The following is a 25880-nucleotide window of genomic DNA, read 5'->3' on the forward strand; positions in this document are numbered from 1 at the left end:
GGAAGCCGGCGTCAGAGGCGCCAGCAGGGAGGGACAAGGCAGGCTACCGGCCTTTCGCGGTGAACGCCACTAACGATTTCTTTATTCCGCCGTCGAGCGCCGGTAGTGGCTTGGCGGCAGGGCGTTGTATTTCGACCAGACGCGCCGCATGTGCCGCGGCGACGCGAAGCCGGACTTCTCCGCCACGCTCTCCATGTCCAGCCGCGAATTGGCGAGCACGTCCCGCGCCAGCGTGACGCGCATCAGATTGACATAGGCCGTCACCGACAGGCCGGCATGCTCCTGAAACAGCCGTGAAATATGCCGGGCGCTCATCGCTCCGATGGCGGCAAGCTCGGAAAGCGACCAGGTGTGAGCGGGATCGGCCATGATCGCATCCTGAGCGCGATGGATGGCGGGATGCACATGGTTTCTGCCGCTGAGCCAGGGCGAAAGCTGCGGCTCGGCGCCGGTCCGCCTGATGTAGACGACCATGTGCCGGGCAATGGTCAGCGCTGTCATCGGCGAGGTCAGCTTGGAGGCGAGATGCAGCATCAGGTCGGTGCCTGTGGTGATGCCGGCGCTCGAATAGCGGTCCCGGTCTTCGACATAGAGCCGGTTGTCGAGGACCCTCGCCGTCGGCGCGTGTTCTCGGACCTCGTCGAGGCAGGCGGCGTGCGTGGTGCAGGCATAGCCGTCCATCAGGCCGGCACGCGCCGCAAGCACGGCGCCGGAGCAGATGGTGACGAGGGTGATGCCCGGACGGATCGCGCCTCTCAGCCAGGCGGCAAGCATGGCTGTTTCGGGCTCGATATCCTCGGCATCGTCGGGCGGCGTGACGCTGCCGGAGAGGATGACATAGGCGCCATCGGGAATGTGATCGGGCAACGGTTTGAGATCGGCAAGCGTCAGCCCGACCGAGGTCGTCTGCGATGGCTGGGCGGCGATGAAACGATAGTCGAACAGGACGTCGTCCTGTTCGACATTGGCGCGGCGCAGCACCTCCACCGGCCCGGCCACATCCATCAGCAGCGTATAGGGCGGCAGAAGGACGTAGACGGGAATGGTCCGTCGATGGAGGCGCGGGCCGCTTTGGCTCATGCGGCGCTCCGGATCGGGGCATCGGCAAGCGCTTCCTCGACGGTTGCTATGCGGGCGAAACGGCCCGACAGCACCAGCTCGCTGCGCTTCTTGATATCGTCGACGCTGAAGACCGTGCCCGAGGCGTGCGTCATCGGAAAGGTCAGGGTCGCCTCGGTGACGTAGTCGACCTCGTAACCGAGATCGGAGGCATGCCGCGTGGTGGTCTCGCAGCATTGCTCCGTGCGAATGCCCGAAACGATCACCTTGCGGATGCCGTTCGCCACCAGCCAGACATCGAGGCCGGAACCGACGAGCGCCGAATGGCGGCGCTTGTGGAACACGGCATCGGCCTCCAGCGAGATTTCGTCGAGCTTGCGCACGAAGCCGCTCTTCAGGCTGAAATGCGCGTCGTCATCCTCGACATGGAAAATCTGGATGACGGGAATTCCCTTCGCCTTGGCTCCGTCGATCAGCGCCTGCAGGCGGCTGGTGAAAACAGGCAGATCGTCGGCTCGCCAATAGGGGCGCTGACGAAAGGATTCCTGAGCGTCGATGACGAGCAATGCAGTATCCGCGTGGGACATTTCGGTATCTCCTGTGCTTGAAGGATAGCCGAGACTAGGTCGCGCTTGAAGGGTGCGAAAGCCATCTGGCGGACAGAAAGAGGACAAATACGGACATCGCGCCATGACAGTGGCGCCACCGCGTTTGCGCGTGCGGACCGCTTCGGGCGTTGCGCCTTCGGCAAGGGCCGAATAAGGTTGCGCCGGTTTTGTCCAGAGCGGAATGACCCGCGTTTCGCTTCACGCACCGTGTTCATAAAGGATCCCGCCGGAAGGGCCGTCTTGCGATCATCGCCATGCGGCCGTCTGCTTCGGGACGATGTTTCAGGAGAGAGAGTATGCTGCGCTTCGGAATTCTATCGACGGCGAAGATCGGCCGCGAATTGGTGGTGCCGGCCATTCAGGATGCGGAAAACTGCGTTGTTACCGCGATCGCCAGCCGCGATCTCGATCGCGCCCGGCAGATGGCGGATCGCTTCTCGGTGCCGCATGCCTTCGGCTCCTATGAGGAGATGCTTGCCTCCGACACCATCGACGCGGTCTACATCCCCCTGCCGACCTCGCAGCATGTCGAATGGACGATCAAGGCGGCCGATGCCGGCAAGCATGTGCTGTGCGAAAAGCCGATCGCGCTCAAGGCGGATGAAATCGATAGCCTGATCGCCGCCCGGGATCGCAACAAGGTGCTGGTGACGGAAGCCTATATGGTCACCTATACGCCGGTCTGGCGGAAGGTCCGCTCGCTGCTCGCCGATGGCGCCATCGGCCGCCTTCGCCATATCCAGGGCGCCTTCACCTATTTCAACCGCGATGCCGGCAACATGCGCAATATCCCGGCGCTCGGCGGCGGCGGCCTGCCCGATATCGGCGTCTACCCGACGATCAGCACCCGTTTCGTCACCGGCCGCGAACCCCTGCGCATCCAGGCGGTGACGGAGCGCGACCCGGAATTCGGCACCGACATCTATTCCAGCGTCAAGGCCGATTTCGGCGACTTCGAACTCACCTTCTACATCTCGACGCAGATGGCCAATCGCCAGGTCATGGTCTTCCACGGCACCGAGGGTTTCATCGAGGTGAAGTCGCCCTTCAATGCCGATCGCTATGGCGCGGAAGAGCTGGAGCTGAGCAATCGCGGTCACTCGGAATCGCAGATCTTCCGCTTCCCCGACAGCCGCCAGTACAAGCGCGAGGCGGAGGCCTTCGCCTCGGCCGCCCTCGGCGAGGGTACGGAAATCGTGCCGCTGGAAAGCTCGAAGCTCAACCAGAAGGTCATCGACGCCATCTATCGCGCCAGCGAAAAGGATGGCTGGGAGCCGGTCTGACCTGCCTTTTTAGAGCGGCCCGGCTTTTCACGAAAGCGCCGAGCCGCTCTATTTTTTACGCAGTTCCGGACGGAAGACCGCTTCGCATTTTTCCTGGAATTGTTTCAGGGATTTTGCCGGTGGCGGAAGACGAAGCGTGAATAGCCGAAGAAGCTGAACGCCGTCGCCGCCGCCGAAGCGAGCGTCAGGGCGATGATCGGCCTGAGCCCCGGCTCGGCCATCAGCAGCGAGCTGAACAGGGCATAGTTCAAAAGCGCGGAGGTCAGGCCCACCGATCCGTAGCGAAAGCCCTCGGCCGCCAGCGACCGGTCGGATCGCCCGAAGGTGAAGTTGCGGTTGATGAACCACGTCGCAAGCAGCGCACTCGGGATGGAGACGGCCCGGCCGATGAAGGGGCCGACCGGCGTGAACCACAGCAGCAGGTGCAGGACGCCGGCGTCGACCACGAAGCCGACGCCGCCGGCGATCAGGAAGCGAAGCAGCTTCTTCATGCGGCCTTGGCCCTTTTCTTCCGGCTTGCCGGCTTCTCAATTTCCGTCGTGTAGACCGTCTGGTCTTCGCCGCTCTCGCGCGAGGTCGGCTTGGCCAGGCTCATATAGTGGATGCGCAATTGCTCCGCACGCGCACGCGCCACGGAATCGAGGATCAGGCCGGCGGTAAACAGCATGAAGGCAATCATCATCAGCGCCATCGAGAGCACCCAGGTCGGCATGCGCGTCACGAGGCCGGTTTCGAAATACTCGAAGAGGACCGGGATAGAAAAACCGATGCTGAGCTCCATGGAAATGGCGCTCAGAATGCCGAAGAAGGCGAAAGGCCGCGTTTCCTTCATCAGCATCGCGAACATCCAGAGGATCTTCCAACCATCGCGGAAGGTGGAAAGCTTGGAGTGCGAGCCTTCCGGCCGCCGGCCATAGTCGAGCTCCAGTTCGCTGACGGGCAGCTTCAGCCGTGAGGCGTGGACCGACATTTCGGTCTCGATCTCGAAGCCGCCGGAAACTGCCGGGAAGCTCTTGACGAAGCGGCGCGAGAAGGCGCGGTAGCCGGAAAAGATATCGGTGAAATCGGTGCCGAAAATGGTGCGGTAGAGCCAGTTGAAAATGCGGTTGCCGAAGGCGTGGCCCTGGCGGCCGGCGTCGTTATGCACGTTGCGCCGCGTGCCGACGACCATGTCGGAGCCTTCCGTCAGCAGCGTGCGGATCAGCTCTTCGGCATCTTCCGGCGCATAGGTGCCGTCACCGTCGGCCATCAGATAGATGTCGGCATCGATATCGGCGAACATGCGGCGCACCACATGCCCTTTGCCCTGGCGGCGCTCGCGCACGACCGTCGCGCCGGCGAGCATGGCGTGCAGCGCGGTGCCGTCGGTGGAATTGTTGTCGTAGACGTAGATCAAGGCCTGTGGCAGTGCCTTGCGAAAGCCCCGCACGACATCGCCGATCGTTGCGGCCTCGTTGTAGCAGGGCAGAAGGACGGCGATGTTCAGCTTCTCATTCCACATGGTCTTGGCCGGTTGCTAAGTGTGAAGTCCAGGTGAGGCCCGATGGACAATCCGGACGAGAGCTTATCCCGTTGGCTGTTAATAAGACCCTATGGCTGCGCAATAAAAATGGCGGGATCCCGGCATTGCGAAAAACATTATCGTGATGATTTCGGCAGCGGGCATCCGCTTTACTTTTTTTTGATGGGCAGCCGCTAGCGTATCGCCCGAATATGCTTCCAACATGGGGTTCATCGACATGGCGCAGAGCTTGGCAATGCCGCCCGAGGCAGCCGGAGCGGCAGACAGGAAGGCGCCGCTGCGCTGGTCACATCCCGCCTGGGTCGCGCTCATCTATGCCGTCGTCGTCATCGTCGCGCAGCTCGTCATTCATCGCCACTTTACGGACTATGTCGGCCCCGACAACGACGATACGATGCGTCTCGTCGAGGTGCGCGATTTCCTCGCCGGTCAGGGCTGGTTCGACATGATGCAATACCGCCTCGGCCTCGAAGGCGGAACGCTGATGCACTGGTCGCGCTTCATCGATCTGCCGATTGCGAGCCTCATCCTCTTCTTCCGGATGTTCTTCTCACCCGAAGGGGCCGAAGCGGCGGCGCTCACCGTCTGGCCGCTCTTGCTCATCCTGCCGCTGCTGTTCTTCATGGGCCTTGCGGGTCGGCGCATCGCCGGTACGGAAGGCATGCATTTTTCGCTGATCCTGACGGCGCTCTTCATCCTGATCTCGTCGCGCTTCGTGCCGGGATCCATCGATCACGACAATGTCCAGCTCGGCCTCGTCGCCCTCACGGCCGCCATGCTGGTCGATGAAACCTATCGGCCGCGCAATTTCGCCATCGCCGCCGTCGCGCTTGCCGTCCAGCTTGGCATCGGTGCGGAGACGACGCCCTTCGTCGCTGTCACCTGCATGGCGGTATCCTGCTTGTGGGCCTGGAAAGCCGAGGTCTTCGCCCCCGCTGCAAAGGCCTTTGCCCTGACGTTGACGATTGCCGTCAGCGCGGCCTTTTTCTCGCTCGTGCCGCCGCGTCTCTATTCCACGGTCACTTGCGACAATCTTTCGCTCGGCTTCTACGGCATCACCAGCGCCGGCTGCATCGGGCTTCTACTGTCGGCGCTCTTTGCCAGCCGCCTGTCCCGCCCGTGGCGGATTGCCGTACTGGCGGCCAATGGCGCGTTCGTTTTCGCGACGATCGTGGCGCTCGCGCCGCAATGCCTGCGCAATCCGCTCGCCGATCTGGATCCGATGCTGGTGGACCTCTGGCTGAGCAGGGTGACCGAAGCACAGCCGATCTTCTCGATCGCCCGCACCGAGCCCGATACGCTCGGCGCTTTCTATGCCACGGGCCTTCTGGCCCTGATCGTCTGTGCGGTTCGCATCCTGCGCCGCGATCGCGCGAGCCTGTATGCGCTGCTGATGGCCGTGATCGGGATCAACTGGGCGATTACGCTCGTGCAGGTACGTGGCGCGGAATTCGCCAATCTGCTGGCAATCCTGCCATTGGCGCAGTTGATCGCTGAATTGCGCCGGAACTATATGGCCGATACCGGGAGCCTGCGCTCCGCCTTGCTCTATGTGCTGACGATGCTGGTTTCCGTTCCGGCCGTGTGGGCAGTCGGCGGCGCGCTTGCCAGCAAGGGACTTGGTAATGGCCTGGCCGTCGCGACGCCCGCCAAGGCCGAGGAGACTGCTGATTGCGCCTCGAAGGCGGCGCTTGCGCCTATCTCCGGCCTGGAGCCCGGCGTGATCGTGTCAGCTTCCAACATGGGTGCGCCGCTTCTGCGCTTCACGCCGCATCGCGCTCTTTCCGGGCCTTATCATCGCGATCAGGCCGGGATGCTCGCCGAACTGCATATTGCTCTTGCGGAGCCGCAACAGGCGGAAGCGCTCTTGCGCGAGGCGAAGGTAACCCTGCTCGCCTTCTGCAAGGGCGATCCGCAGGTGGGAATGCTGGCCGAGCGGGCGCCCAAGGGGCTCTATGCCCAACTTGGCGCGGGCCATGTGCCGGCCTATCTGCAGCCCATTCCAGCCTCGGCCAGTTCGGATGTTCAGTTCTTCCGCTTCAAGCCGCAGGATTGAGCTAGGCGCGGCGGCGATGCCCCACCATATCGGCCGTGATGAGGTAGCCGATGAAGCCGAGATTGTAGCCGCCGAGGGCGACGAAGAGCGTCACCAGCGGCGGAGGAACGATTGATATCGCCACCGCCGCCATGAAGGCGATGCTCATCAGCGCCACGCCCAGCAACGCGCCGATCGTCGAGCGCTGCAGGCCGGCGGCAATTCCGATGATCGTGGCGGTCGCGAATATCATCGCTCCATGTCCTCTTTACCAAAATCCAGTTTGCACAGATTTACGCGTGGATGGCTAAAAAAGGCTTTGCCGACAGGGTTAACGCTTGATGAAGCGCGGCCGCACCGCGCGGCCTTCGCTATGGGCAATGACGCGGCAGCACTTTAAATCTGCGTACAATCCTTTTTTCGAGCGATTCCGGTTTGAGGGGTTGTGCGCTAGGCTCCGCATTTTCCGCGACATGGGCTAGAAAGAAGCCATGAGCAGCTTTTTTGAGAGTGATTCGCCGTCGAACCTGACGGAATATTCCGTCTCGGAATTGTCCGGGTCGATCAAGCGCACGGTCGAGAACGCGTTCGACCAGGTGCGCGTGCGCGGGGAAATCTCCGGCTATCGCGGACCGCATTCCTCGGGCCACGCCTATTTTTCGCTGAAGGACGACAGGTCCCGCATCGATGCGGTGATCTGGAAAGGCACCTTCTCCAAGCTGAAATTCCGCCCTGAGGAGGGGATGGAAGTGATCGCGACGGGCAAGGTGACGACCTTCCCGGGCTCCTCGAAATATCAGATCGTCATCGAGACCCTGGAGCCGGCCGGCGCGGGTGCCTTGATGGCGCTGCTGGAGGAGCGCAAGCGCAAGCTCGGCGCCGAGGGTCTTTTCGATCCCGAGCGCAAGCGCAGGCTTCCCTTCATGCCGAAGGTGATCGGTGTGGTCACGTCGCCGACCGGTGCCGTCATCCGCGATATCCTGCACCGCATCTCCGATCGTTTCCCCGTACATGTTCTGGTCTGGCCGGTGAAGGTGCAGGGAGAGGGCTCCGGCGACGAGGTGGCGAACGCCATCCGCGGCTTCAACGAATTTGCGCCCGATGGGCCGATCCCGCGCCCCGATGTACTGATCGTGGCGCGCGGTGGCGGCAGTCTTGAGGACCTCTGGAGCTTCAACGACGAGGCTGTCGTCCGTGCTGCCGCGGCCAGCGGGATCCCGCTGATTTCGGCCGTGGGGCACGAGACCGACTGGACCTTGATCGATTATGCGGCAGACGTACGCGCGCCGACCCCAACCGGGGCGGCAGAAATGGCCGTGCCGGTCAAGGCCGAGTTGGAAGCCCAGCTCGCAAGCCTTGCCGCCCGGCTGCAGGGTGGGGTGAGCAGGCAGATGGATCAGCGCCGGCAAGCTGTGCGCGCACTGTTGCGCGCCCTGCCATCGCTCGACCAGATTCTGGCCCTGCCGCGCCGTCGCTTCGACGAGGCCGCCGCCGGCCTCGGCCGGGGGCTGGAGCTGAACACGCTTAACAAGCGCCGTTCCTTCGAACGCATGGCCACGCAGCTGCGGCCGGATATCCTGTCGAACCGCATTGCGGAGCGCCGCCAGCAGCTGGGTGAGCGGATGACCCGCGCCGAGCGGACCATCGAGCGCATGCTCGACCGTTCGCGCGCCCGCATCGAACGCGCCGATGCCGTCTTCGCCACGCTGCCGTCGCGCCTCGAAGCGCAGACGGGCCGCGCCCGCGACCGTCTTGGCAATCTCGTGCAGCGCACCGATACCGCCATCCGCCATCAATTGACGCGCGCGCGCAGCGAGCTCGTGGCGCAGGAGCGCATCCTGCAATCGCTCTCCTACAAGAACGTTCTGAAGCGCGGATACGCGGTCGTGCGGGATGAGGATGACCGCCCGGTTTCGCTGGCGGCAGCGCTTTCAACCGGCGCCGCCATCTCGATCGAGTTCGCGGATGGGCGCATCGGCGCAGTCACCGGCGAGAGCGAGGCAACGCCGTCGCCGACCGCGCCGCCTTCGAAGAAGCGCGCCACCAAGCCGGCCGAACCTGCCGCTCCGCCGAAACAGGGAAGCCTCTTCTGATGCGCATCCTGCTGGTCCTGGCCCATCCGCTGGAGGATAGCTTTGCTGCTTCTGTAGCAAAGGTTGCGCGGGAGACGCTTGTTGCCGGCGGCCATGAGGTCGATCTGCTCGATCTCTACCGCGAAGGTTTCAATCCCAGTCTCTCGGAAGCCGAGCGGCGCAGTTACTTCGACCAGACTTATGATACCGCAGGCGTCGACGACATCGTGACGCGGTTGCGCACGGCCGAAGGCCTGATCCTGGTCTTTCCGCAATGGTGGTTCAATTTTCCGGCCATTCTCAAGGGTTTCTTCGATCGCGCCTTCGCGCCCGGGGTCGCTTTCACCCATGACCCGGCCGGCGGCCGCATCGTGCCGCGGCTCACAAACATCCGCCTGTTCTGGGCGCTGACGACGACCGGCTCGCCCTGGTGGATCGTGCACTTCTATATGGGCAATCCTGTGCGCCGCCTGTTGAAGCGCGGCATCGCCGCCTTTTGCGCCAAGCGGCTGAGTTTCCGCATGCTGGCGCTGCATGACATGGATCGCGTCACCGAAGCCGGCCGCAAGGCGCATCTTGCCCGCGTCAGGAAAGCCCTGGCGACGATCTGATCCTGCGATTCTTGCCAAAAAAGATGCCGCGGCAGGAGTGCCGCGGCGCGTTCGCATTTGAATGTCTGGACCTGGTTACGCCCATTCGCCCTTGCGCATGACGGGCACGCGTGAGCCGTCGGCATTGATGCCGTCGATATCCACCTTGTCGGAGCCGATCATCCAGTCGATATGAATCAGGCTGGAATTGCCGCCCTGCGCCTTGATCTGCTCCTGGCTGAGCTTGGCGCCATCGATGAAGCACTTCGAATAGCACTGCCCGAGCGCGATGTGGCATGAGGCGTTTTCATCGAACAGCGTGTTGTAGAACAGGATGCCGCTCGCCGAGATCGGCGAGGAATGCGGCACCAGCGCCACTTCGCCGAGCCGGCGTGCGCCTTCGTCGGTGTCGAGCACCTTGTTCAGCACTTCCTCGCCGCGCGTCGCCTTGGCCTCGACGATCCGGCCGCCTTCGAAGCGCACCTGGATATTGTCGATCAGCGTGCCCTGATGCGACAGCGGCTTGGTGGAAGAGACATGGCCCTCGACGCGCAGCGCATGCGGCGTGGTAAAGACCTCTTCCGTCGGGATATTCGGGTTGCAGGTGATGCCGTTCTTGGCCGTCGAGGCGCCGCCGTGCCATTCATGGCCATCGGCGAGACCGACCGTCAGGTCGGTGCCCGGTCCCTGGAAATGCAGGGCGGCAAAGCGCTGGCCGTTCATCCAGGCCGAACGCTTGCGCAGATTGGCATTGTGTTCCGCCCATGCGGCGATCGGATCTTCGACATCGACGCGCGAGGCCGAGAAGATCGCCTTGGCGAGCTTGGCAACCGCGATGGCTTCCGGGTCGTTCGGGAAGACCAGCTTCGCCCAGGAGGGGTTCGGATAGGAGACGATGTTCCAATTGGTGTCGAAATTCGAGATCTTTTCCAGCGCCGGCTTGTAGGCGGCCGAATTGGCGCGATTGGCGCGGGCTACCTTGGCCGGATCCTGATTGGAGAGCAGCATCGGGTTGTCGCCGGCAATGGCGAGCCGCGCCGTATTGTTGGAGAAAGCCTTGGCCATACCCTCGTAGAGCCAGTTCGCGGCGCGGTCGAAGCTTGCATCCTGACCATATTCATAGCGAGCAAGCGTCGTCTCTTCGTCGGAATAGAAGGTGGAGACGAGCCCGGCGCCGGCCTTATAGGCCTCGCGGGTGATCAGCCGCACCAGCGGCATTGCCGCGACAGGCGCCGTCACGAGCAGATCCTGGCCTTCCTGAAGCTGCAACCCGACCTTTACGGCCACTTCCGCGAGCTTCTCCAGCTTGGTGTGATCGACGGGGTGATGGTTGGGGGAGGCTGATGTCATGGCGAAACCTGCGTGCTTGCTATCGAAAGATGGTTTGAAGACTTAGACCGCTTTGCGGCGAAATTGAAGGCGCTTTGTCCGATCCCGGAGATCGTCAAGTGATCGTCGAGCGATCGTCAGGCAATCAGCGGCGCGGCCTTGGCCTTGAGCGCGGTCAAGGCATCCTGTGGGCTGAGCCTCACCTGCAGACCGCGCTGACCGCCGTTGATGTAGACATAGGCCTCGGTCATCGCCTGCGCCTCGATCGCGGTCGGCACCAGCTTTTTCTGGCCGAAGGGGCTGATGCCGCCGACATGATAGCCCGTCAGGCGCTCGGCATCGGCGGGTTTCATCATGGCAGCCGACTTGCCGCCGAAGGCCGCCGCGAGCTTTTTCATGCTGACCTCGTGATTGGAGGGGACGACGGCGCAAACCGGCTTGCCGTCCACTTCCGCCATCAGCGTCTTCAGCACGCGATGCGGCTCCTCGCCCAGCGCTTCCGCCGCCTGCAGGCCGACACGCTCGGCGGTCGGATCGTAGTCGTAGGTATGGACGGTGAAGGCGACCTTCGCCTGGGTCAGCACTTGCGTCGCGCGGGTGGTTTTTGACATGGCAGCAATATTTCCAGGCGTACGACTTTATCGGTGCTCGGAATGAGCGCGATCGAGCTTTTCGAGAATTTCCAGGCCACGAGTTTTGTCGCCCTTGGCCGCTCTGAGCCGAAACCGTGTCTCGGCATCGAACTCCGTGAGTGCTTTTGTGGTCAGCTCTTCGAAAAGCTTGTTGAGGCTTGTCCCGCGAGAAGCAGCAAGAGCCTTCAGCCGTTCGTGCTGATCGTTTGGAAGGCGAATTGTCAGCGTGCTCATGTCAAATCTTCCTCCGAATAAGGAACTCACCTGCTGTCTGAATTTCCAGCCGCGGAAACAGCAATTCCGCTTGGGCGAAATCTTTCTTGTTTGCGGTTATCAATGCCGAAGCGCCGCCACCAACCGCGAGTTCGATCAAATGATTGTCTCCCTCGTCGCGCAAGTTTGGGCGCCATAGGTAATATATGGGAATCCACAGGCAGCTTGAAAGAAATGCATCGAGGAGCACGATGCGCTCTTCTTTCGAGATGAACCGACTATCGAAAAGGGCATCCCTTCCGCAAACGTCCTCGTATTCGGTAAACAAAGCATTGCTGACCAGTGGAACCAGGCGCTCTTCAAGACAGAGGCGGATGACCTGTCGTGGTGCACCGTCGGCGTTCATGATCGCGGAAACGAGGATGTTCGTGTCAATGACGACCTTCATGCGAAAGTGATAGCGTATACGCTATCACTTTCAAAGATGCGGCGGCCATTTAAGCCTCGAAGAAGCCCGCATAAATATCCGGCTTGAATCCAACAAGCAGTTTTCCGTCGGCTTCCAGAACCGGACGCTTGATCATCGAAGGTTGCGCCAGCATCAAGGCAATGGCCTTGTCCTGCGTCAGATCGGTGCGATCCGCTTCCGGCAGGGCCTTGAAGGTCGTGCCGGCGCGGTTGAGGACGACTTCCCAGCCCGCTTCCTTCGTCCAGCGCTGCAGATGATCCCTGTCGATGCCGACAGCCTTGTAGTCATGGAAATCATAGGCGATGCCGTGACCTTCGAGCCAGGTGCGCGCCTTCTTCATCGTGTCGCAGTTCTTGATGCCGTAAATGGTGATCGTCATGTCGAATCCGTCTCTTGCTGTCTGATAGCGCATAGCATGCGAACAAAGCCCAGCGAAAGCCGGAGGTATGGTGAAGCGGTTCTCTTCATCATCCATTGCGGTTGCCACCGACAATCCTGTAAATATGCAGCATGCATATTCATGGCGGGCAGAGCATGACGACAGACAGGGAAACTTTACGGCTGGAAAATCTCTTTGGCGCCATGAGCCTCGCTCTGGTGGACAAGATGGAAAAGGCTTTTGCCGACGAAACCGGCCTTGGGCCGAGCGCCATTGCTGCCATCGTTCAAATCGGCACCGAGCCCGGCCTGACCATCGAGACCCTGCGCCGGATGATCGCGCTCTCCCATTCCGCCACCGTGCGCCTTGTCGACCAGTTGGTGGCGTCCGATCTCGTGTTGCGCGCCGGCGGCGTCGAAGGGGACAAGCGCGCCCGATCGCTGCAATTGACCGAGAGCGGTCGTGTGCTTTTCGATCGTAGCCTTGCCGCCCGCCGCGCCGTCATCGGCCGGGCGTTCAAAGCCTTGAAGCCTGAAGAGGCGGAGCAGCTAGGTCGCCTGGTCGAGAAGCTGTTGCCGGCCCTGGTCGATCTCGGCGACGATCAGGATGTGGTCTGTCGCGTTTGCGATCAGGGCGTTTGCGACCAGGATCGCTGCCCCATCACCTTCCTGACATAGCCTCGGGAACACGGTCTTGACAGGCCTTCAAAATATATGCACTATGCATGCATATATTTTGAAGGACGTGTGATTGCTTCCTTCGATGATCTGAACATCGCCTGCATCAATTCGATCGGAGGCATGATCGTGATGGAAAATCGTTCAAAAATTACCCGGCTAACGGACGTCGTCCTCGCGGCCCTTATGGGCGCGCAACATCTTGTTCGCCGTCTCGGTACGCTCCTGCGGGAAGCGGCCGTCATCGCCTTTGCCATACGATGTAAGGTGATTGACGGCCGGTAGGGCGGCTTAGTCTTCCAGCGTGCCCGGCTTGCGAACGACCGAGCTTGGCTTTTCCGAGCCGATCTTCATCAGGTCGCCCCGACGGCGCACCAGCCGGTCCGAAACGCGGGTCACGATCAGGCCCGCCTGCGGTGCGCGCACATCGATGGTCCCGTCCGGCATGCCTGGGGCTGTGATGATGGTCGCCAGCAGATCGCCCGCTTCGACGCGCTCGCCGATATTGCGATGGAAAAGCACGGTTCCGGCCTGCGGAGCGCGGATCATCTCTACATTGTCGAGCGGCACTGCCGGCCCGGCAAAGGCGCCGAGTGCGACGCTGTCGTCCTGCACCGCGCCGCGCGCCGCCAGGAAGCGCCAGAGGCCTTCGGCATCGTCCTTTGCCATTTCCGGATAGACATCGCGGGTGCCGCGCAATTCGACCGTCACCGAAAGTTTGCCCGGCAGCTGTGCCTTCTTTTCTCCAGGCACTTCGTATTTCCAGGCGAAGCTGACGGCTTCCTCGAAGGCGGAGCTTTCGCCGTCCGACAACAGCACGGCATCCATCTTAAGCGCTGCGGCGAGGTCCGATGCCTCGGGCCAGAAGGCCTCGTCGATATAGGCATATTGCAGGGATTCGTCGTCGCAGTGGAGATCGATCACCAGATCGGCGCCGAGCGCCATGTGGATCAGCTGCCGCTTCAGCCTGTCGACCGCAGGGTAGCGTTCGAGATTCTCGATCAGATGATCGCGGTCGCGCAACGAGATCAGCGGGAAATCGCGGTTGAAATTGGTGCGCGAGCCCAGGTCGAAGCGGCCCTGCATCTCGCCAAAGTGCGATTGCGCCGCGCCGATCGGATTGGCATGCGGCACGACGACGATATCGCTCGAGATAGTCCCGGCAGCTTCCGCTTTGCGAAGCCGCTCGCAAAGGAAATGCACCAGGGCCGTGCCCGGAAGCTCGCCGGCATGCAGGGCGGCCTGAATATAGACCTTGGGCGCATCGGCCCTGTTGCCGGCGAAATGCAGGATTGGCAGCCGCCAGGCAATCCCCGGAGTATCGCCCTCTATAACGATTTCGGTGACGTTCATGTGCGGGCCTCCTGCTGCCGATAATGATCGCAGACCCATATCAAGCGTTGCCCGCATGCCGCAACCGTTTGTCACGATCCGACCAGATTTGGGTCGGAGAGAGTGGGTCGAAATGCCTGTCAGAGGCTGCGGTTCCTGCGCAGGCAGAAGCTCAGGATCAGGCCGAGCAGCACCGCGCCGACGCCGAAGGAGAAGGGCGCGGCATAACCGAGATGATCGGCAAAAAGGCCTGCGATCGGGCCGGTGCTGCCGAGCGATACATCGAGGAAGATTGAATAGAGCCCGAGCGCGACGCCGCGGTTCTGCGGCGGGATGCGTTCCATGGCTTCGTTGCCGAGCGCCGGGAAGACAGGCGCAAAGCCGGCGCCGGCAAGCGCCGCGCCGATGATGGCGACGGTCGGGGAGGGCGCGACGGCAAGAGCCGCCAGCCCGATGATCTCGACGACGAGGGAAATTCGCACCAGCGGCAGGCCGCCGAAGCGGGCGACTGCCTGTGCAAGGCCGAGGCGCACGCCCATGAAGGCGAGGCCGAAAGCACTAAGGGCGAAAGAGGCGCCATCCCAGTTGCGGCTATGGAAGAACAGGGCGACGAAAGCCATGACCACGCCGAAGCCGCTGGAGGCAAGCGCGAGCGCGATGCCGAACGGCGCGACACGGCTCAGCACCTGGCCGGTGCCGATGCCCTTTTCCTTGACGCCGGGTACGGGCGGCCGCGTCTGCGCCAGCATGAAGCCGGCGACGGCAAGGACGATGGTGACGACGCCGATGGCGAAGAAGCCGTATTGCCCCTGCAGCCAGGCGCCGAAGGGTGCGGCGAGCGCGATGCCGCCGTAGGTGGCGATGCCGTTCCAGGAGATGATGCGAACCGTCTCGCGCGATCCCATCAGGCCGATCGCCCAGGTGATCGCCGCCGTGCTCACCCAGCTTTCGCCGATGCCGAGCGCCAGCCGGCCGGCAAGCAGCAGCGCAAGGCTCGCCGTCGGGACATGGACCGTGAACGTGGAGGCGAGCGTCAGGACGCCGGAAAGCCCGTAGGCAAGGAACCCGAGCAAGACCGAGCGGCGTGGCCCGTATTGATCGCAGAGCCGCCCGACTTGCGCGCGGCTGACGATGGTCGCGACATATTGCGTGCTGACGGCGATGCCGGCCCAGATGACGCCGAAGCCGAGGCCGCTATCGACATAGGTCGGCAGCACCGCGAGCGGAAGGCCGATGGCGATATAGCCGAAAAATGTCAGTGCGACGATCGACAGGAGGGATAGCGTCGAGGTGGAGCGGATGGTCTGGGAGGCAGTGTTCACGGGATATCGCCTGCGGGCACCGGCAACGGTGTCCATGCTGTTTGCCACGAAGGACGGGGTTTGTATCGGATAGCCATGACGGCGGCGGCCCAGCGGCCGTGCGTCGCCACGGATAATCGGTATCAGGCAAGGGCAGGCATGGTCAACGAATTGCTGCCTTGCAGCAAAAGCCATTGACGGGATGAATTGATTATGCGTGCCTCTGAAAATCCCGCATCGCGGGAGCAGGGCCGGTTTGCCGGCCCCGCCCGAAACGCCTCACATCGTGAGGATGACACTGGCCGTCGTGCGCCCGGCCTCGAGATCGGCGTGGGCGCGGGCCGCATCCTTGAGCTCGTATTCGGCGCCGATCGGGTTGACCAGTCCGGCCTGCAGCGCCGCCATCAGCGCCGTCGTGCCTTGACGATAAAGTTCAGGATCGTTCGCGTAGGTCAATATGCTCGGTCGCGCCAAGCCGATGGCGCGGGGCGCGGTCAGCTCCTCGATCTGGATCGGCGGGATAGGACCGGCGGCCTGGCCGACGCTTGCCACCATGCCGAAGGGGCGGACGGAGGCAAGCGTCTGCGACAGCATCGTGCCGCCGATCCCGTCGACGGCGAGATGGACGCCGCGGCCATCGGCAATGCGGCGCGCTTCCTCCACCCAATCCTCGGATGTATGCAGGAGAACCACATCGGCTCCGGCCTCGTAGGCAAAACCGGCCTTGGCTTCGGAACCGACCGTGGCGATGACGTTCGCGCCGAGCCGCTTGGCAAGGCGCGTGACGAGCTGGCCGAGGCCGCCGGCTCCTGCGTGGACCAGCACCCATTCGCCGGCTTTTACGGGATAGACCTTTTGCAGCACCATATGGGCTGTCAGCCCGCGCAGCATCGTGCTGCCGGCAACCCGCTCGCTGACGTCGTCGGGTAATTTCACAAGACGGGCGGCCGGCATCGTGCGCACCTCGGCGTAGCTGCCGAGCGGGTGGCCGATATAGGCGACACGGTCACCGGCTTTCAGCCCTTCGACGTCGGGGCCGACCGCCTCGATGACGCCGGCGCCCTCGAAACCGAGCACACTCTGGCCCGGCGGCAGCGGATAGAGCCCGGAACGGACGTAGATATCGACGAAGTTGACGCCGGATATGCTTTGGCGGATCCGGGCTTGGCCGGAGCCTGGTTCTGTGGCTGGGAGATCGACGGCTTTCATGGCCTCGGGTCCACCGGGGCCGGTAATGGCAATCGCTAGGGGCATGCGGAAGTCTCCTTTCAGGAGACCTTTGACCATAAACGCCGATTTGAATAAATTCGGTATGAACTCACCGTATCTGTGCAATAATGCACCGATGATCGATTGGCAGGACCTTCTTCATTTCGCCACCCTGGCACGAACCGGCTCGCTTTCGGCGGCGGCGCGGGAGCTGGGCGTCGACCACGCAACGGTCGGCCGGCGCATTGCCGCGCTGGAGCGGTCGCTCGACCTGCGCCTCATCGACCGGCGGCCGCGCACCTCGCCTTTGACGGCGGACGGCCGCGCCATTGCCGAACTGGTGACGGGGATGGAGGAGAATGTCGAGGCGATCAGGCGCTATTCGAAGAGCGCCGTCGCCGGCCTTTCGGCTGCCGTCAAGGTCAGCGCGCCGCCCTCGATCGCCGCCCATCTTCTCGCCCAGAAAGCCGCCCTGTTCCGCGCGGAGCATCCGGATATCACCCTCACCATTGCAGGCGTCACCCGCCGGGCCGCGCTCAATTACGGCGAGGCCGACATTGCCGTGCGCATGACGCGGCCGGAAGAGAGCGATCTGCTGGTACGGCGCATCGGGGTCATGCGCTTTGGCCTCTATGCCATACCGTCCGTGGCGCAAATGCCCGAGAAGGATTGGGCTTTCATCGGTTACGACACGGCAATGGAGCATCTGACGCAGCAGACCTGGCTGCGCAGCCTCCTCGACGGCCGGCCGATCGTCTTTCGCGCCACCGACGTATTCGGCCAGCTCGAGGCCGCGCGCGCCGGCCTCGGCGTCGTGGCGCTTCCGGCCTTTCTGGGCAATCGCGAGGCGGGTCTGACGCGCCTGCCCGTGGCGATCCCGTCGCCCACGCGCGACCTCTGGCTCGTCACCTATCCGGATCTGCGCCGCTCGCCGGCCATCCGGGCGGTGATGGACTTCGTCACCGACGTCATCGGGCGAAGCTGCCCGCTGCGCGATGGCGCTGACGCGGCCGCGTAAGGCCAGATTCCGATCAGAATTTTCCTGTTGCAGCCAGGCGGCGAATCTCTATCCATAGGCGGATGGGCGATCCTTACGGTCGGTGATCGATGACGAAGCTGGGCAGTTGGTTCGTGGTGGACAAGGCGGATCTTGTCGCGGGCATATCGGTTGCCGGGCTGATGTTGCCGGAAGCGGTCGCTTACGCAGGGATTGCAGGTCTGCCGCCGCATCGGGCCATTCTCGCCGGCATCGCCGGATGTCTGGTCTATGCCATATTCGGGCGCAGCCGCTTCGCCATCGTCTCTCCCACATCCTCGTCGGCCGCCATTCTTGCCGCCACCTTGGCGGTGGTGCCGGGCGACGCCACCGTCAAGGCGGGACTTGCCACGGTAGCCGTGGCGCTTGCCGGCATTCTCTTCGTCGTCGCCGGCGCATTGCGCCTTGGCGGCATCACCGGCTTCATTTCGCGGCCCGTGCTGCGCGGCTTCGCCTTCGGGTTGGCGATCACCATCATCCTGCATCAGCTTCCGATCCTCGTCGGCGTGCCGGTGCAGGGCTCGAACATCCTGACCTATGCGGCCGCGCTGTTCGGTGCCGTCCTGCAATGGAATCCGATCAGCGTCGCCGTTGGTGTCGTCGCGCTGGCGGCATTGCTGCTGCTGAAGCGACAGCCGGGTGTTCCCGGCGCCTTCCTCGTGCTCGCCGCCGGCATCCTATCCTCCTATCTGTTCGGCCTTGAAAGCCATGGGGTGAAGCTGGTCGGACCTATCGAGATCCTGCCGCAGTGGCCGTCGCTGCCGGATGCCGACTGGACGTCCTATTCGCGGCTCGTGCAGTTCACCGTGCCGCTCGTGCTCATCCTCTTTGCCGAATCCTGGGGAACGATGCGGGCTCTGGCGCTGCGTTACGGCGAGACGCTGGAGGTCAATCGCGAGCTCGGCGCGCTCGGTGCCGCCAATATAGCGAGTGCCGTCGTTCAGGGCATGCCGGTCGGCGCGGGTTTTTCTGCCGGTTTCGCCAGCGAGGCGGCCGGGGCGAAGACGCGGGCCACCACCGTCTTTGCCGCTGTCGGCCTTGCCATCCTGATTGCCTGCGCCGGGCCGCTCGTCGCGCTTCTGCCGGAACCGGTGCTGGCAGCCGTTGTTATCGCGGCCCTTACGCATGCGCTCGATCCCAGCCCGATCCTGCGTTTGCGCCGCCTGCATCGCGATTTCTACGTGGCGCTGGGCGCCGCTGCCGGCGTGCTGGCCTTCGGCGTCCTCAACGGCATGCTGCTGGCAATCGCGCTCTCGCTCGCCGCCATGATGCATCGCCTGGCCTCGCCGCATGTCGCCCGTCTGGGCCGGCTGGATAACAGCCATGACTTCGTCGATATCGCCAGACACGACAATGCCTCCGAGATACCGGGCATCGCCATCTGGCGTCCCGGCGAAACCCTGTTCTTCGGCAATGCCGATACGATCTTCGGCGAGATACTTTCGGACAGCCGCAGCGAAGCCGGGCTGCGGGCCGTCATCCTCAGCCTGGAAGAAAGCTCCGACATCGACAGCACGGCGATGGACGCCCTGACGGAATTCGATGGCGCCATGCAGCGCACGGGCCTGCGCGTCCAGTTTGCCCGTGTGCATGACCGCGTCCGCGATCTCATGACGGTCGCCGGCATTGCCGACGTCAACGGCCGCTGCAGCTTCAGCGTCGATGACGCCGTTGCGGCGGTGATGGCGGGCGATCAGCCAAAGGTTTGAGCGCCCCGTTCAGTCGTGCAGCGTCCAATAGCAAAGGTGATCGTGAGTTGCCTTGCCGTAGAGGCTATTGATCAGCACGAAATCCCTGGCGGTCCAAGAAACGGGTTCCTCAAGCAAGATATCCGGAATGACGTGCCCGCGATAAAGCAGCGTCATATGCGGCTCGACCAGCTTTTCGCGCCCTCTCTTGAAGCCTGTCAGTTCCACGGCTTCATCCAGTTCGCGATGAAGCGCTTTCAGCTCCGCGTTTCCATCCTTGTTCCACAAGACAAGCGGCCGATTGTCTCTATTGCCGAAGCTCACAGCCCGATCGAACAGGACTGGAAACGATCGCTTTCTGATCGTCGACGCTGCTTCCATTGCCGCAAACGCCACGTCCTCCGGCAATTCGCGCGCCGGATCGATTTGCATTTGATAGAGGGTGATATGCAATAGATCCTTGCGCCGCGGCTTCGTTGAAAAGCCGTATTGGCGGTGAAACGTTCCGGCGAGTTCAAAACTGCGCGCGGCAGTCTCCTGGTCGGGCAGGATGGCAAAATAGAGTCCATTGGCGGGTTCTTGCCCCGGAGGCGGCGGCGTCCGGCTGCGCGATCCGTTTCCAAGATTGAGTGAAAGTTGTCCGCTGTTCTTCATGGATCGCTCAAAGCTTGCCCGCTCTGCCTCCTTCCATTTTCCCGATCCAGAAATCATACGACGAGACAGCAGTCAGATCAAGAACAAAACAAGAACAAATGGCGGCTGAGCGCGGCTGCGACCGGCAATCCTCATTTTGAAAAGAGCGACCGAATAAAAGTCCGGCCTGATCTGTTCATCCTAGGCCGGGGTTTCGTAGCCGTTCTCTCTCAAAAAGGAATGACCATCCATGTGTGCCAAAATTTTCTTTTCGGCCGTTGTTCTCGCTCTTATCGGCCTTGGGGTCGCGTCTTGTTCCACGTCCGGTGGCGGCAGTTCCGGCAGCGGCATGACGCAGAGTTCTCCTCCGTCCGGCGGCGGGTATTGATAGACGTGCTCGCCACCGTCTTTGCGGGATTTCGTTGTGGCAAAGACGGTGGCAACTCGATCCTCGCAAGAATCGGGTTGAATTCGACGCTCTCCGGGACGATTTTCATGACAAGTGGAAACACGGGAGCTTTCGTTATGAACGAGACAAGGCAGAATTATTCGATCTTCGAAACCGCCGGCGGTTTCTGCGGCATCGCCTGGAGCGATGTCGGCATCCTGCGCTTTCAATTGCCGACCAAGGATGCGGCAGCGACCGAGCGCCTGCTTCTGCGCCGGCTGCCGGATGCGCAGCCCGGCACGCCGACCCCGGCGGTCGCAGAGGTGATCGCCCAGGTGAAGCGTTATTTCGCGGGCGAGGAGATCGACTTTTCCGGCGTCACGCTCGATCTCGGCGAGCAGGATGCGTTCTTCAGGCAGATCTACGATGCCGCCCGGCAGGTCGGCTGGGGCCATACCACCACCTATGGAAGCTTGGCCAAGCAGCTCGGCGCCGGGCCGGAAGCCGCCCGCGATGTCGGGCAGGCCATGGCCAAAAATCCGGTGGCGTTGATTATCCCCTGCCATCGCGTGCTGGCGGCCGGCGGCAAGATCGGCGGCTTTTCCGCGCCCGGTGGCTCGAACGCCAAGGCGCGCATGCTGGAGCTGGAAGGCGTTCAGCTGGCGCCGCCGAAGCCGGTACAGCAGTCGCTGGCGTTTTAAGCTGCTCGCCCTATTCTTTCCGCGCCTGACGGGCGCGCGAGAACAGCAGCGTGTCCTTGTCGTTGAAACGGACCGGCTTCGGATCGCGATAGCCGGCCTTTTCGGCGACGCGGATCGAAGCCGTATTGCCGGGCGAGATGAGACAGACGCTGCGGTCAAATCGCGGCTGATCGTCGAGCCAGGCAACGGCGGCTCCCAGCGCTTCGGTGGCAAAGCCCTTGCCGTGCGCCCATGTCGCCAGCGCCCAGCCGGCTTCCGGAATGCCCTTGATCGGCGGTTCCATGACCCGATGAAAATCGGCAAAGCCGAGATCGCCGGCATATCGGCCGGAAGATTTCTCGCGCACCGCCCAGTAGCCATGTCCGAGCAACGGCCAAAGGCCGTGATAGGACAGCATCCGCATCCACGATTCCCTGGAGGTGGAGACGACGTTGCCGAAAATATGCTTTACGACCAGCGGATCGCTCCACATGCCGGCAAGCGGTACGAAGTCATCAAGCGTATGGCCGGTCAGGATGAGCCGCTCTGTTTCCAGTCGCGGCGGCGAGAGCGTTGGTTCCATGAAGTCAAACCTTCGGAGCTAGTTTTGGGCGGTCGGCTGAAGGCGCTGAGCCAGAGCATCCATATCCGGCAGAAACCAGACCTCGCGCCCCTTGTTCGATTCATAGACGAAATCGCGCAATGCGTTGCTGCCCGCGACCCATTGCGAGATATCGCCGAGGATGACGAGCTGAGAGCGATAGTTGACGAATTTCTGGATGACTGCGCCGGCAATGCGGGTCGAGAGCTGGAAAAATTCCTCGTTCAGCCGCGATGTCGGAACGACCACAAGCTTGGCATCCGCATCCCACGCCGCGCTGATCCAATCGTTCACGTCCCTTTCGCTGGCCAGAATCGGGCCGCTGTCATCGCCGATGACGACCTTTCGGCCGGAGAAATCTTTGACTGTGTACATGCTCTTCGACTTTGCGTTCTGTTGAAAGGAAAGCTTGCGCCACCATTCCGTGCGGTTGGCCGAGGATAGCTATCATGCGGGGCATGCCGATCCTAGAGCCGCTATGCATGATCCCTCGAACCCGCGGAGGTCGGAAGCCCTTTGCCGGACAGCCGCAGAACCGCGGCGACCAATGCATCGGGGTCCGCACCCGGATCAAATTGGCCATCGATCATCAGCAGCGCCAGCCCATGGGTCAAGGACCAGAGAAAAAGCGCCGCCGTGCCGATCTCGTCGGGCGGCAGGCGCTTCGAAAGTCCAGCTTTGAGAACCTCGTATGCGGCCGAGCGCAGCGAGCGTATCCTGTCGTCGGCGGCGAAGGCGGTATGGAAGCCCTCGCCGAACATCAGGCGGTACAGCCCCGGATTTTCCCGGGCAAAGGCGACATAGGCCATGCCTGCCGGTGCCAGCTGGCCCTTGGCGTTGCTGGGCGCGGCCTGGAGGCGTTCCGCCAATTCGGCAAAGCCGCGCTCGGCAAGTGCTACGGCAATGTCGTCCAGCCCGGAAAAATGATGATAGGCGGCCGGCGCGGAAACGCCGACGCGGCGCGCGATCTCTCTCATGCTGAGTGCCGTCGGTCCGCCCTCTTCGAGCAGGGCACGGCCTGCCGCCAGCAAGGCGTTGCGTAAATCCCCGTGATGGTAGCGCGAGGGAGGGCCGGCCTCGTTGCTGGTCAATCGATCGTCTCCAATCTTTACGTCGTTAAGATTATCGGCTATTTCTTCCCCGCCCGCAATCCTGCCGTCACGGAGCTCCGGCGATGACCCATATTCCCGTCTATGTCTATGCGTTGTTCCTGCTGCTGTTATGGATCGGCGTGTCGCGTTGCCGGCCGCGCACGATCCGCGTCGAACGCCTGGCCGTCATGCCGGTCCTGATGGCGGTTCTGGGCGCACGCGGCTTTGACGGGCTCTTCTCGGAGGCAAGTTCGCTCGATCTGCTTTTCGCGCTCATCGGGCTCGGTATCGGCGCGGCAATCGGCTGGCGGCATGTCGGCGCCTGGAAGCTGGAGGTCGACAGGGTGAAGAGATCGCTCTCGCTGCCCGGCGATATCATGATGCTGGTCATCATCCTTGCATCCTTTGCCTTTGAATTCCTGTTGCATGCCGCAGCGGCGATGCATGCCGTCTGGTTTTCAGCCCCCGTCGTCCCGCCGCTTGCGGCCGCGATCTGGGCCGGCTTCATTGGCATGTCGCTCGGCCGCAACCTGCATCTGCTGTCGCGCTACATGAGCGTTGCCGCGCAATCGGCCGATCGGGCGGGATGAAGCGACCTCAGGCCGAACCAGGGTCGCTATCGCCCTCCATCAGCGGCAGCTCGCCGAGCGCATCGGCGAAGCGGCGGACGAGCCGCGTGAGCGATTGCCGGTCGTCATCGGTCCAGTCGGCAAGCGCCTGGGTCAAGGCCCGCCTGCGTGCCGCGCGCACCGCCCTGAAGCGTATGCTGCCCTCGTCGGTAATCTCCGCGATCGATCGGCGCCGATCTTCGATGTCGGCGTTGCGGGTGACGAGCCCGAGGCTTTCCAGCCGCGCCAGCTGGCGGCTGACCGTCGTATAATCGCGTCCCACCTGCTCGGAGAGTTCGGCAACGCCGAGCGGTCCTTGCATCCCCAGCCTCGCGAGCAATGGAAACAGGGCGCGGTCGAGCTGCACGCCCGCCGCGCGCAAAAGAGCTTCGTCGCGTTGCGGCGCGTTCAGGAAATTGACGATGTCGAGCAGGCCTCCGGCCAGCTCATCGAGAATATGTGTATTTTGCACCTTTACAGATCCCGCCTTTTGGATTTAGGTGTATTATACACACAAATAGAGAGTACGCCATGCCTGTACCATCCAGAATTCTCGTCATCGTCGGCAGTGTCAGGCCGAACCGCATATGCCCCGCTGTTGCCGAATGGGTGACCTCGGTCGGCCGCGCGATGCTGCCGGCCGAGTTCGAGATTGTCGATCTCCGCGACTGGCCCTTGCCGATGGACGGCGAGCCGAGCATCCCGGCAACGGGCGACTATCACACCGGTCTCACCAAGGCCTGGAGCGAAAAGATCGCCAGCGGCGACGCCATTGTCTTCGTCAGCCCGCAATATAATTGGGGCTATCCGGCCGTGCTGAAGAATGCCCTTGACCATCTCTATCGGGAGTGGGCCGGCAAGCCGGCCATGATCGTGACCTATGGCGGCCATGGCGGCAACAAATGCGCCGCCCAGCTTCATCAGGTGTTGACCGGATTGAAGATGAAACCGGTCGAAACCATGCCCGGCTTCACCCTGTCGCGTGCCCGCATCGAGGCGAATGCCGGCGAGGTGGAGCCCGAGACGGAGTTCGCCGAGGGACGGCCGATGCTCGAACAGGCATTCGGCGAATTGGGCCGCGGCTGACCGGCAGTTTGTCCGTTGTGCATGCCGGCTATCCGGTGGAGGCCGCCGCACGATCGATCGCCAGCTTCATTTCGCGATAATGCTCGGTCAGTTTCGCCAGGTCGAAAGCCCTGTTGAGGCCGCTTGGGTTCGGTAGCACCCAGACCGACGCGCCGGCAAAGTCATCCGGTTGCCTGCCCCATTCGATATCGGCCCGAAGGCTGATGGCCGCATAGGCCGCCTTGCCCAGAAACGCCAGGTGGCCTGGCGCAAGCCTTCGGATCTTGTCTTCGAGCGCGGGGGCGGCGGCAATATAGTCGCTCCTTTTCAGCTCGCTGGCACTTTTCGTCGGACGGGAGACGGCCGATGTCAGGCCAAGGCCGTATCGCAGCATCTCCCGTTCTTCCTCCGCCCGCAGCAGGCGAGGGGTGAAGCCGGCAAGATGCAGTACCCGCCAGAAGCGATTGCTGCGGTTCGAGAAGTTATGGCCGTCCCGATGTGCCGTGAGCGCGGGATTCAATCCGCAGAAAACCACCGAGAGGCGAGGGGCAAGAATCTCGGACAATCCACCGGCCGGTGCGGCCGTTTCGCATTGGGCGTCCATACTTTCGGCTCTGGCATCATCTTGCATATGGAGACTTCCGGCGGAAGCGGAGGCGAGAGCCGACGCGGCGTAGCGCTGTCCGCGCAGAGGTTAGCCGATAAGGGCCCTCAAGCCACTCGATTATTTTGACCTGTTCCAACACTTTGTTATTGTCGTGCTTTGGAACTAATCGCGTGCGAGATTGTTTATATATGACTTTGTTACGACGGTGACGTCGTGCCCGGCCGGCTGGGGAAGCGGCGCTGTTGAGGGATATATCATCATGAAGATTTCGTCTGGATTTCGTTCAGTCGCGGTTGCCGCCATCGCCGCCGCGGGAATTGGCTTTGCCGGCGCCGCGCATGCCGATAGCGGCACGATCCGCTTCTCCGTCTACAAGGCGGCCTTCTTCGTTGGCGGCTCCGGAGGCGAGGGCACGCTGACCTTCCATGGCCGCAAATATCCCATCTCGATCGGCGGCATCTCGGGCGGTCTCGCCTTTGGAGCCTCCAAGACATACTTCCACGGTACCGTGCGCAATATTCGCCGCGCCCGGGATGTCAGCGGCGTATACGGCGCTGCCGGTGGTGGCGGCGCGATTGGCAAGGGTGCTCAGATGATTGTCATGACCAATGACAAGGGTGCCCAGCTCGAACTCACGGGCAAGCAGGTCGGTCTTCAGGTCAATGCCGATATCAGCGGCTTGAGCGTCACGGTGAAGTAAGGGCGCAATTCCGCCGACGTAATTTCCTGAGGGGCCTGATTTGCGGAATTCGCGATCAGGCCCTTCTCCTGTC

At 62.7% G+C, this 25880-nt stretch carries 30 protein-coding genes; 11 read left to right on the forward strand and 19 right to left on the reverse strand.

Going from position 1 to position 25880, the window contains the following annotated elements; all coding sequences use genetic code 11:
* Positions 1–81: 81 nt before the first annotated feature.
* Both ACQZ6J_RS07305 and ACQZ6J_RS07310 read right to left on the reverse strand, forming a co-directional pair.
* Positions 82–1080 (reverse strand): GlxA family transcriptional regulator, encoded by a 999-nt coding sequence (locus ACQZ6J_RS07305; protein WP_449083047.1) that lies wholly within the window; start codon positions 1078–1080, stop codon positions 82–84.
* Positions 1077–1646 carry an isochorismatase family protein gene (locus ACQZ6J_RS07310; protein WP_163984991.1) on the reverse strand — a complete coding sequence of 190 codons (570 nt, stop codon included), beginning with the start codon at positions 1644–1646 and terminating at the stop codon, positions 1077–1079. Before ACQZ6J_RS07310 ends, ACQZ6J_RS07305 begins: the two co-directional genes overlap by 4 nt.
* Before the next feature lie 317 nt (positions 1647–1963).
* On the opposite strand from ACQZ6J_RS07310, the gene ACQZ6J_RS07315 reads away from it, so the two are divergent.
* Positions 1964–2950, forward strand: coding sequence for a Gfo/Idh/MocA family protein (locus ACQZ6J_RS07315; RefSeq protein ID WP_449083049.1), 987 nt, complete (start codon positions 1964–1966; stop codon positions 2948–2950).
* A gap of 104 nt (positions 2951–3054) precedes the next feature.
* On the opposite strand, the gene ACQZ6J_RS07320 is transcribed toward ACQZ6J_RS07315, so the two are convergent.
* On the reverse strand, positions 3055–3441 hold the full coding sequence (locus tag ACQZ6J_RS07320; RefSeq protein ID WP_163984989.1) for a GtrA family protein: 387 nt from the start codon (positions 3439–3441) through the stop codon (positions 3055–3057).
* Complete coding sequence (locus ACQZ6J_RS07325; RefSeq protein ID WP_449083052.1) at positions 3438–4451, reverse strand: glycosyltransferase; 1014 nt, start codon at positions 4449–4451, stop codon at positions 3438–3440. The genes ACQZ6J_RS07320 and ACQZ6J_RS07325 overlap by 4 nt, the downstream gene beginning before the upstream one ends.
* A gap of 238 nt (positions 4452–4689) precedes the next feature.
* Here ACQZ6J_RS07325 and ACQZ6J_RS07330 point away from each other — a divergent pair, with 238 nt between their 5' ends.
* Entirely contained in the window at positions 4690–6528 is a 1839-nt protein-coding gene (locus ACQZ6J_RS07330; RefSeq protein ID WP_449083054.1) for a hypothetical protein, read from the forward strand.
* 1 nt (position 6529) lies between these two features.
* On the opposite strand, the gene ACQZ6J_RS07335 is transcribed toward ACQZ6J_RS07330, so the two are convergent.
* A complete protein-coding gene (locus tag ACQZ6J_RS07335) occupies positions 6530–6760 on the reverse strand; it encodes a homogentisate export protein (protein ID WP_163984987.1) in 231 nt (76 codons plus the stop codon).
* A gap of 238 nt (positions 6761–6998) precedes the next feature.
* On the opposite strand from ACQZ6J_RS07335, the gene xseA reads away from it, so the two are divergent.
* Together xseA and ACQZ6J_RS07345 are read left to right on the forward strand one after the other, a co-directional pair.
* Entirely contained in the window at positions 6999–8600 is a 1602-nt protein-coding gene (gene xseA, locus ACQZ6J_RS07340) for an exodeoxyribonuclease VII large subunit (protein ID WP_449083056.1), read from the forward strand.
* Positions 8600–9190 carry an NAD(P)H-dependent oxidoreductase gene (locus tag ACQZ6J_RS07345; protein ID WP_449083058.1) on the forward strand — a complete coding sequence of 197 codons (591 nt, stop codon included), beginning with the start codon at positions 8600–8602 and terminating at the stop codon, positions 9188–9190. Before xseA ends, ACQZ6J_RS07345 begins: the two co-directional genes overlap by 1 nt.
* Positions 9191–9265: 75 nt before the next feature.
* Here the strand turns inward: ACQZ6J_RS07345 and ACQZ6J_RS07350 are convergent, their stop codons facing one another.
* The 5 genes from ACQZ6J_RS07350 to ACQZ6J_RS07370 form a co-directional block, all read right to left on the reverse strand.
* Positions 9266–10519 carry an aminopeptidase gene (locus ACQZ6J_RS07350; RefSeq protein WP_449083059.1) on the reverse strand — a complete coding sequence of 418 codons (1254 nt, stop codon included), beginning with the start codon at positions 10517–10519 and terminating at the stop codon, positions 9266–9268.
* A 116-nt stretch (positions 10520–10635) separates the two neighbouring features.
* Positions 10636–11109 carry a Cys-tRNA(Pro) deacylase gene (ybaK, locus tag ACQZ6J_RS07355; protein ID WP_449083061.1) on the reverse strand — a complete coding sequence of 158 codons (474 nt, stop codon included), beginning with the start codon at positions 11107–11109 and terminating at the stop codon, positions 10636–10638.
* Positions 11110–11136: 27 nt separating this feature from the next.
* A complete protein-coding gene (locus ACQZ6J_RS07360) occupies positions 11137–11364 on the reverse strand; it encodes a toxin-antitoxin system HicB family antitoxin (RefSeq protein ID WP_163984982.1) in 228 nt (75 codons plus the stop codon).
* Between the two features lies 1 nt (position 11365).
* Entirely contained in the window at positions 11366–11791 is a 426-nt protein-coding gene (locus ACQZ6J_RS07365; RefSeq protein ID WP_449083064.1) for a putative toxin-antitoxin system toxin component, PIN family, read from the reverse strand.
* Between the two features lie 49 nt (positions 11792–11840).
* Positions 11841–12191 (reverse strand): ArsC family reductase, encoded by a 351-nt coding sequence (locus ACQZ6J_RS07370; RefSeq protein WP_449083066.1) that lies wholly within the window; start codon positions 12189–12191, stop codon positions 11841–11843.
* Between the two features lie 155 nt (positions 12192–12346).
* Here ACQZ6J_RS07370 and ACQZ6J_RS07375 point away from each other — a divergent pair, with 155 nt between their 5' ends.
* Positions 12347–12868: a MarR family winged helix-turn-helix transcriptional regulator gene (locus ACQZ6J_RS07375; RefSeq protein WP_449083068.1), complete on the forward strand. Its 522-nt coding sequence runs from the start codon at positions 12347–12349 to the stop codon at positions 12866–12868.
* A gap of 291 nt (positions 12869–13159) precedes the next feature.
* On the opposite strand, the gene ACQZ6J_RS07380 is transcribed toward ACQZ6J_RS07375, so the two are convergent.
* The 3 genes from ACQZ6J_RS07380 to ACQZ6J_RS07390 form a co-directional block, all read right to left on the reverse strand.
* Positions 13160–14221 carry a M14 family zinc carboxypeptidase gene (locus ACQZ6J_RS07380; protein WP_449083070.1) on the reverse strand — a complete coding sequence of 354 codons (1062 nt, stop codon included), beginning with the start codon at positions 14219–14221 and terminating at the stop codon, positions 13160–13162.
* A gap of 119 nt (positions 14222–14340) precedes the next feature.
* A complete protein-coding gene (locus tag ACQZ6J_RS07385) occupies positions 14341–15522 on the reverse strand; it encodes an MFS transporter (protein WP_449083072.1) in 1182 nt (393 codons plus the stop codon).
* Between the two features lie 258 nt (positions 15523–15780).
* A complete protein-coding gene (locus ACQZ6J_RS07390; protein ID WP_449083074.1) occupies positions 15781–16755 on the reverse strand; it encodes a quinone oxidoreductase family protein in 975 nt (324 codons plus the stop codon).
* 91 nt (positions 16756–16846) lie between these two features.
* Between ACQZ6J_RS07390 and ACQZ6J_RS07395 the strand changes: the two genes are divergently transcribed.
* Positions 16847–17728 carry a LysR family transcriptional regulator gene (locus ACQZ6J_RS07395; protein WP_163984975.1) on the forward strand — a complete coding sequence of 294 codons (882 nt, stop codon included), beginning with the start codon at positions 16847–16849 and terminating at the stop codon, positions 17726–17728.
* Positions 17729–17817: 89 nt separating this feature from the next.
* The gene (locus ACQZ6J_RS07400; protein WP_449083076.1) at positions 17818–19455 is read left to right on the forward strand and encodes a SulP family inorganic anion transporter; all 1638 of its coding nucleotides are present in this window, start codon (positions 17818–17820) and stop codon (positions 19453–19455) included.
* A 9-nt stretch (positions 19456–19464) separates the two neighbouring features.
* Here the strand turns inward: ACQZ6J_RS07400 and ACQZ6J_RS07405 are convergent, their stop codons facing one another.
* Positions 19465–20088, reverse strand: a complete 624-nt coding sequence (locus ACQZ6J_RS07405) for a 2'-5' RNA ligase family protein (RefSeq protein ID WP_449083078.1) — start codon at positions 20086–20088, stop codon at positions 19465–19467.
* Between the two features lie 504 nt (positions 20089–20592).
* Between ACQZ6J_RS07405 and ACQZ6J_RS07410 the strand changes: the two genes are divergently transcribed.
* Positions 20593–21156 (forward strand): methylated-DNA--[protein]-cysteine S-methyltransferase, encoded by a 564-nt coding sequence (locus ACQZ6J_RS07410; RefSeq protein WP_449083080.1) that lies wholly within the window; start codon positions 20593–20595, stop codon positions 21154–21156.
* A 10-nt stretch (positions 21157–21166) separates the two neighbouring features.
* Here ACQZ6J_RS07410 and ACQZ6J_RS07415 read toward each other — a convergent pair whose 3' ends face one another.
* The 3 genes from ACQZ6J_RS07415 to ACQZ6J_RS07425 form a co-directional block, all read right to left on the reverse strand.
* Positions 21167–21718 carry a GNAT family N-acetyltransferase gene (locus ACQZ6J_RS07415; protein WP_449083082.1) on the reverse strand — a complete coding sequence of 184 codons (552 nt, stop codon included), beginning with the start codon at positions 21716–21718 and terminating at the stop codon, positions 21167–21169.
* Positions 21719–21736: 18 nt separating this feature from the next.
* Positions 21737–22111 carry a DUF4180 domain-containing protein gene (locus ACQZ6J_RS07420; protein ID WP_449083084.1) on the reverse strand — a complete coding sequence of 125 codons (375 nt, stop codon included), beginning with the start codon at positions 22109–22111 and terminating at the stop codon, positions 21737–21739.
* 101 nt (positions 22112–22212) lie between these two features.
* Complete coding sequence (locus tag ACQZ6J_RS07425; RefSeq protein ID WP_449083086.1) at positions 22213–22827, reverse strand: TetR/AcrR family transcriptional regulator; 615 nt, start codon at positions 22825–22827, stop codon at positions 22213–22215.
* A gap of 83 nt (positions 22828–22910) precedes the next feature.
* Here ACQZ6J_RS07425 and ACQZ6J_RS07430 point away from each other — a divergent pair, with 83 nt between their 5' ends.
* Complete coding sequence (locus ACQZ6J_RS07430) at positions 22911–23417, forward strand: hypothetical protein (protein WP_449083088.1); 507 nt, start codon at positions 22911–22913, stop codon at positions 23415–23417.
* Positions 23418–23424: 7 nt separating this feature from the next.
* Here ACQZ6J_RS07430 and ACQZ6J_RS07435 read toward each other — a convergent pair whose 3' ends face one another.
* Positions 23425–23907 carry a MarR family winged helix-turn-helix transcriptional regulator gene (locus ACQZ6J_RS07435; protein ID WP_348643430.1) on the reverse strand — a complete coding sequence of 161 codons (483 nt, stop codon included), beginning with the start codon at positions 23905–23907 and terminating at the stop codon, positions 23425–23427.
* A 59-nt stretch (positions 23908–23966) separates the two neighbouring features.
* Here ACQZ6J_RS07435 and ACQZ6J_RS07440 point away from each other — a divergent pair, with 59 nt between their 5' ends.
* Positions 23967–24521 carry an NADPH-dependent FMN reductase gene (locus ACQZ6J_RS07440; protein WP_449083090.1) on the forward strand — a complete coding sequence of 185 codons (555 nt, stop codon included), beginning with the start codon at positions 23967–23969 and terminating at the stop codon, positions 24519–24521.
* Positions 24522–24549: 28 nt separating this feature from the next.
* On the opposite strand, the gene mug is transcribed toward ACQZ6J_RS07440, so the two are convergent.
* Positions 24550–25104: a G/U mismatch-specific DNA glycosylase gene (gene mug, locus ACQZ6J_RS07445; protein ID WP_449083092.1), complete on the reverse strand. Its 555-nt coding sequence runs from the start codon at positions 25102–25104 to the stop codon at positions 24550–24552.
* A 262-nt stretch (positions 25105–25366) separates the two neighbouring features.
* Here mug and ACQZ6J_RS07450 point away from each other — a divergent pair, with 262 nt between their 5' ends.
* Positions 25367–25807, forward strand: a complete 441-nt coding sequence (locus ACQZ6J_RS07450; protein ID WP_163984964.1) for a lipid-binding SYLF domain-containing protein — start codon at positions 25367–25369, stop codon at positions 25805–25807.
* The last annotated feature ends 73 nt before the right edge of the window (positions 25808–25880 follow it).

Source organism: Rhizobium sp. A37_96, assembly GCF_053521765.1.

What these genes read in the sequence shown, in the direction of transcription:
- ACQZ6J_RS07305 (WP_449083047.1), bottom strand. Translation starts at nt 1,080, where the DNA reads ATGAGCCAAAGCGGCCCGCGCCTCCATCGACGGACCATTCCCGTCTAC.
- ACQZ6J_RS07310 (WP_163984991.1), bottom strand. Translation starts at nt 1,646, where the DNA reads ATGTCCCACGCGGATACTGCATTGCTCGTCATCGACGCTCAGGAATCC.
- ACQZ6J_RS07315 (WP_449083049.1), top strand. Translation starts at nt 1,964, where the DNA reads ATGCTGCGCTTCGGAATTCTATCGACGGCGAAGATCGGCCGCGAATTG.
- ACQZ6J_RS07320 (WP_163984989.1), bottom strand. Translation starts at nt 3,441, where the DNA reads ATGAAGAAGCTGCTTCGCTTCCTGATCGCCGGCGGCGTCGGCTTCGTG.
- ACQZ6J_RS07325 (WP_449083052.1), bottom strand. Translation starts at nt 4,451, where the DNA reads ATGTGGAATGAGAAGCTGAACATCGCCGTCCTTCTGCCCTGCTACAAC.
- ACQZ6J_RS07330 (WP_449083054.1), top strand. Translation starts at nt 4,690, where the DNA reads ATGGCGCAGAGCTTGGCAATGCCGCCCGAGGCAGCCGGAGCGGCAGAC.
- ACQZ6J_RS07335 (WP_163984987.1), bottom strand. Translation starts at nt 6,760, where the DNA reads ATGATATTCGCGACCGCCACGATCATCGGAATTGCCGCCGGCCTGCAG.
- xseA (WP_449083056.1), top strand. Translation starts at nt 6,999, where the DNA reads ATGAGCAGCTTTTTTGAGAGTGATTCGCCGTCGAACCTGACGGAATAT.
- ACQZ6J_RS07345 (WP_449083058.1), top strand. Translation starts at nt 8,600, where the DNA reads ATGCGCATCCTGCTGGTCCTGGCCCATCCGCTGGAGGATAGCTTTGCT.
- ACQZ6J_RS07350 (WP_449083059.1), bottom strand. Translation starts at nt 10,519, where the DNA reads ATGACATCAGCCTCCCCCAACCATCACCCCGTCGATCACACCAAGCTG.
- ybaK (WP_449083061.1), bottom strand. Translation starts at nt 11,109, where the DNA reads ATGTCAAAAACCACCCGCGCGACGCAAGTGCTGACCCAGGCGAAGGTC.
- ACQZ6J_RS07360 (WP_163984982.1), bottom strand. Translation starts at nt 11,364, where the DNA reads ATGAGCACGCTGACAATTCGCCTTCCAAACGATCAGCACGAACGGCTG.
- ACQZ6J_RS07365 (WP_449083064.1), bottom strand. Translation starts at nt 11,791, where the DNA reads ATGAAGGTCGTCATTGACACGAACATCCTCGTTTCCGCGATCATGAAC.
- ACQZ6J_RS07370 (WP_449083066.1), bottom strand. Translation starts at nt 12,191, where the DNA reads ATGACGATCACCATTTACGGCATCAAGAACTGCGACACGATGAAGAAG.
- ACQZ6J_RS07375 (WP_449083068.1), top strand. Translation starts at nt 12,347, where the DNA reads ATGACGACAGACAGGGAAACTTTACGGCTGGAAAATCTCTTTGGCGCC.
- ACQZ6J_RS07380 (WP_449083070.1), bottom strand. Translation starts at nt 14,221, where the DNA reads ATGAACGTCACCGAAATCGTTATAGAGGGCGATACTCCGGGGATTGCC.
- ACQZ6J_RS07390 (WP_449083074.1), bottom strand. Translation starts at nt 16,755, where the DNA reads ATGCCCCTAGCGATTGCCATTACCGGCCCCGGTGGACCCGAGGCCATG.
- ACQZ6J_RS07395 (WP_163984975.1), top strand. Translation starts at nt 16,847, where the DNA reads ATGATCGATTGGCAGGACCTTCTTCATTTCGCCACCCTGGCACGAACC.
- ACQZ6J_RS07400 (WP_449083076.1), top strand. Translation starts at nt 17,818, where the DNA reads ATGACGAAGCTGGGCAGTTGGTTCGTGGTGGACAAGGCGGATCTTGTC.
- ACQZ6J_RS07405 (WP_449083078.1), bottom strand. Translation starts at nt 20,088, where the DNA reads ATGAAGAACAGCGGACAACTTTCACTCAATCTTGGAAACGGATCGCGC.
- ACQZ6J_RS07410 (WP_449083080.1), top strand. Translation starts at nt 20,593, where the DNA reads ATGAACGAGACAAGGCAGAATTATTCGATCTTCGAAACCGCCGGCGGT.
- ACQZ6J_RS07415 (WP_449083082.1), bottom strand. Translation starts at nt 21,718, where the DNA reads ATGGAACCAACGCTCTCGCCGCCGCGACTGGAAACAGAGCGGCTCATC.
- ACQZ6J_RS07420 (WP_449083084.1), bottom strand. Translation starts at nt 22,111, where the DNA reads ATGTACACAGTCAAAGATTTCTCCGGCCGAAAGGTCGTCATCGGCGAT.
- ACQZ6J_RS07430 (WP_449083088.1), top strand. Translation starts at nt 22,911, where the DNA reads ATGACCCATATTCCCGTCTATGTCTATGCGTTGTTCCTGCTGCTGTTA.
- ACQZ6J_RS07440 (WP_449083090.1), top strand. Translation starts at nt 23,967, where the DNA reads ATGCCTGTACCATCCAGAATTCTCGTCATCGTCGGCAGTGTCAGGCCG.
- mug (WP_449083092.1), bottom strand. Translation starts at nt 25,104, where the DNA reads ATGGACGCCCAATGCGAAACGGCCGCACCGGCCGGTGGATTGTCCGAG.
- ACQZ6J_RS07450 (WP_163984964.1), top strand. Translation starts at nt 25,367, where the DNA reads ATGAAGATTTCGTCTGGATTTCGTTCAGTCGCGGTTGCCGCCATCGCC.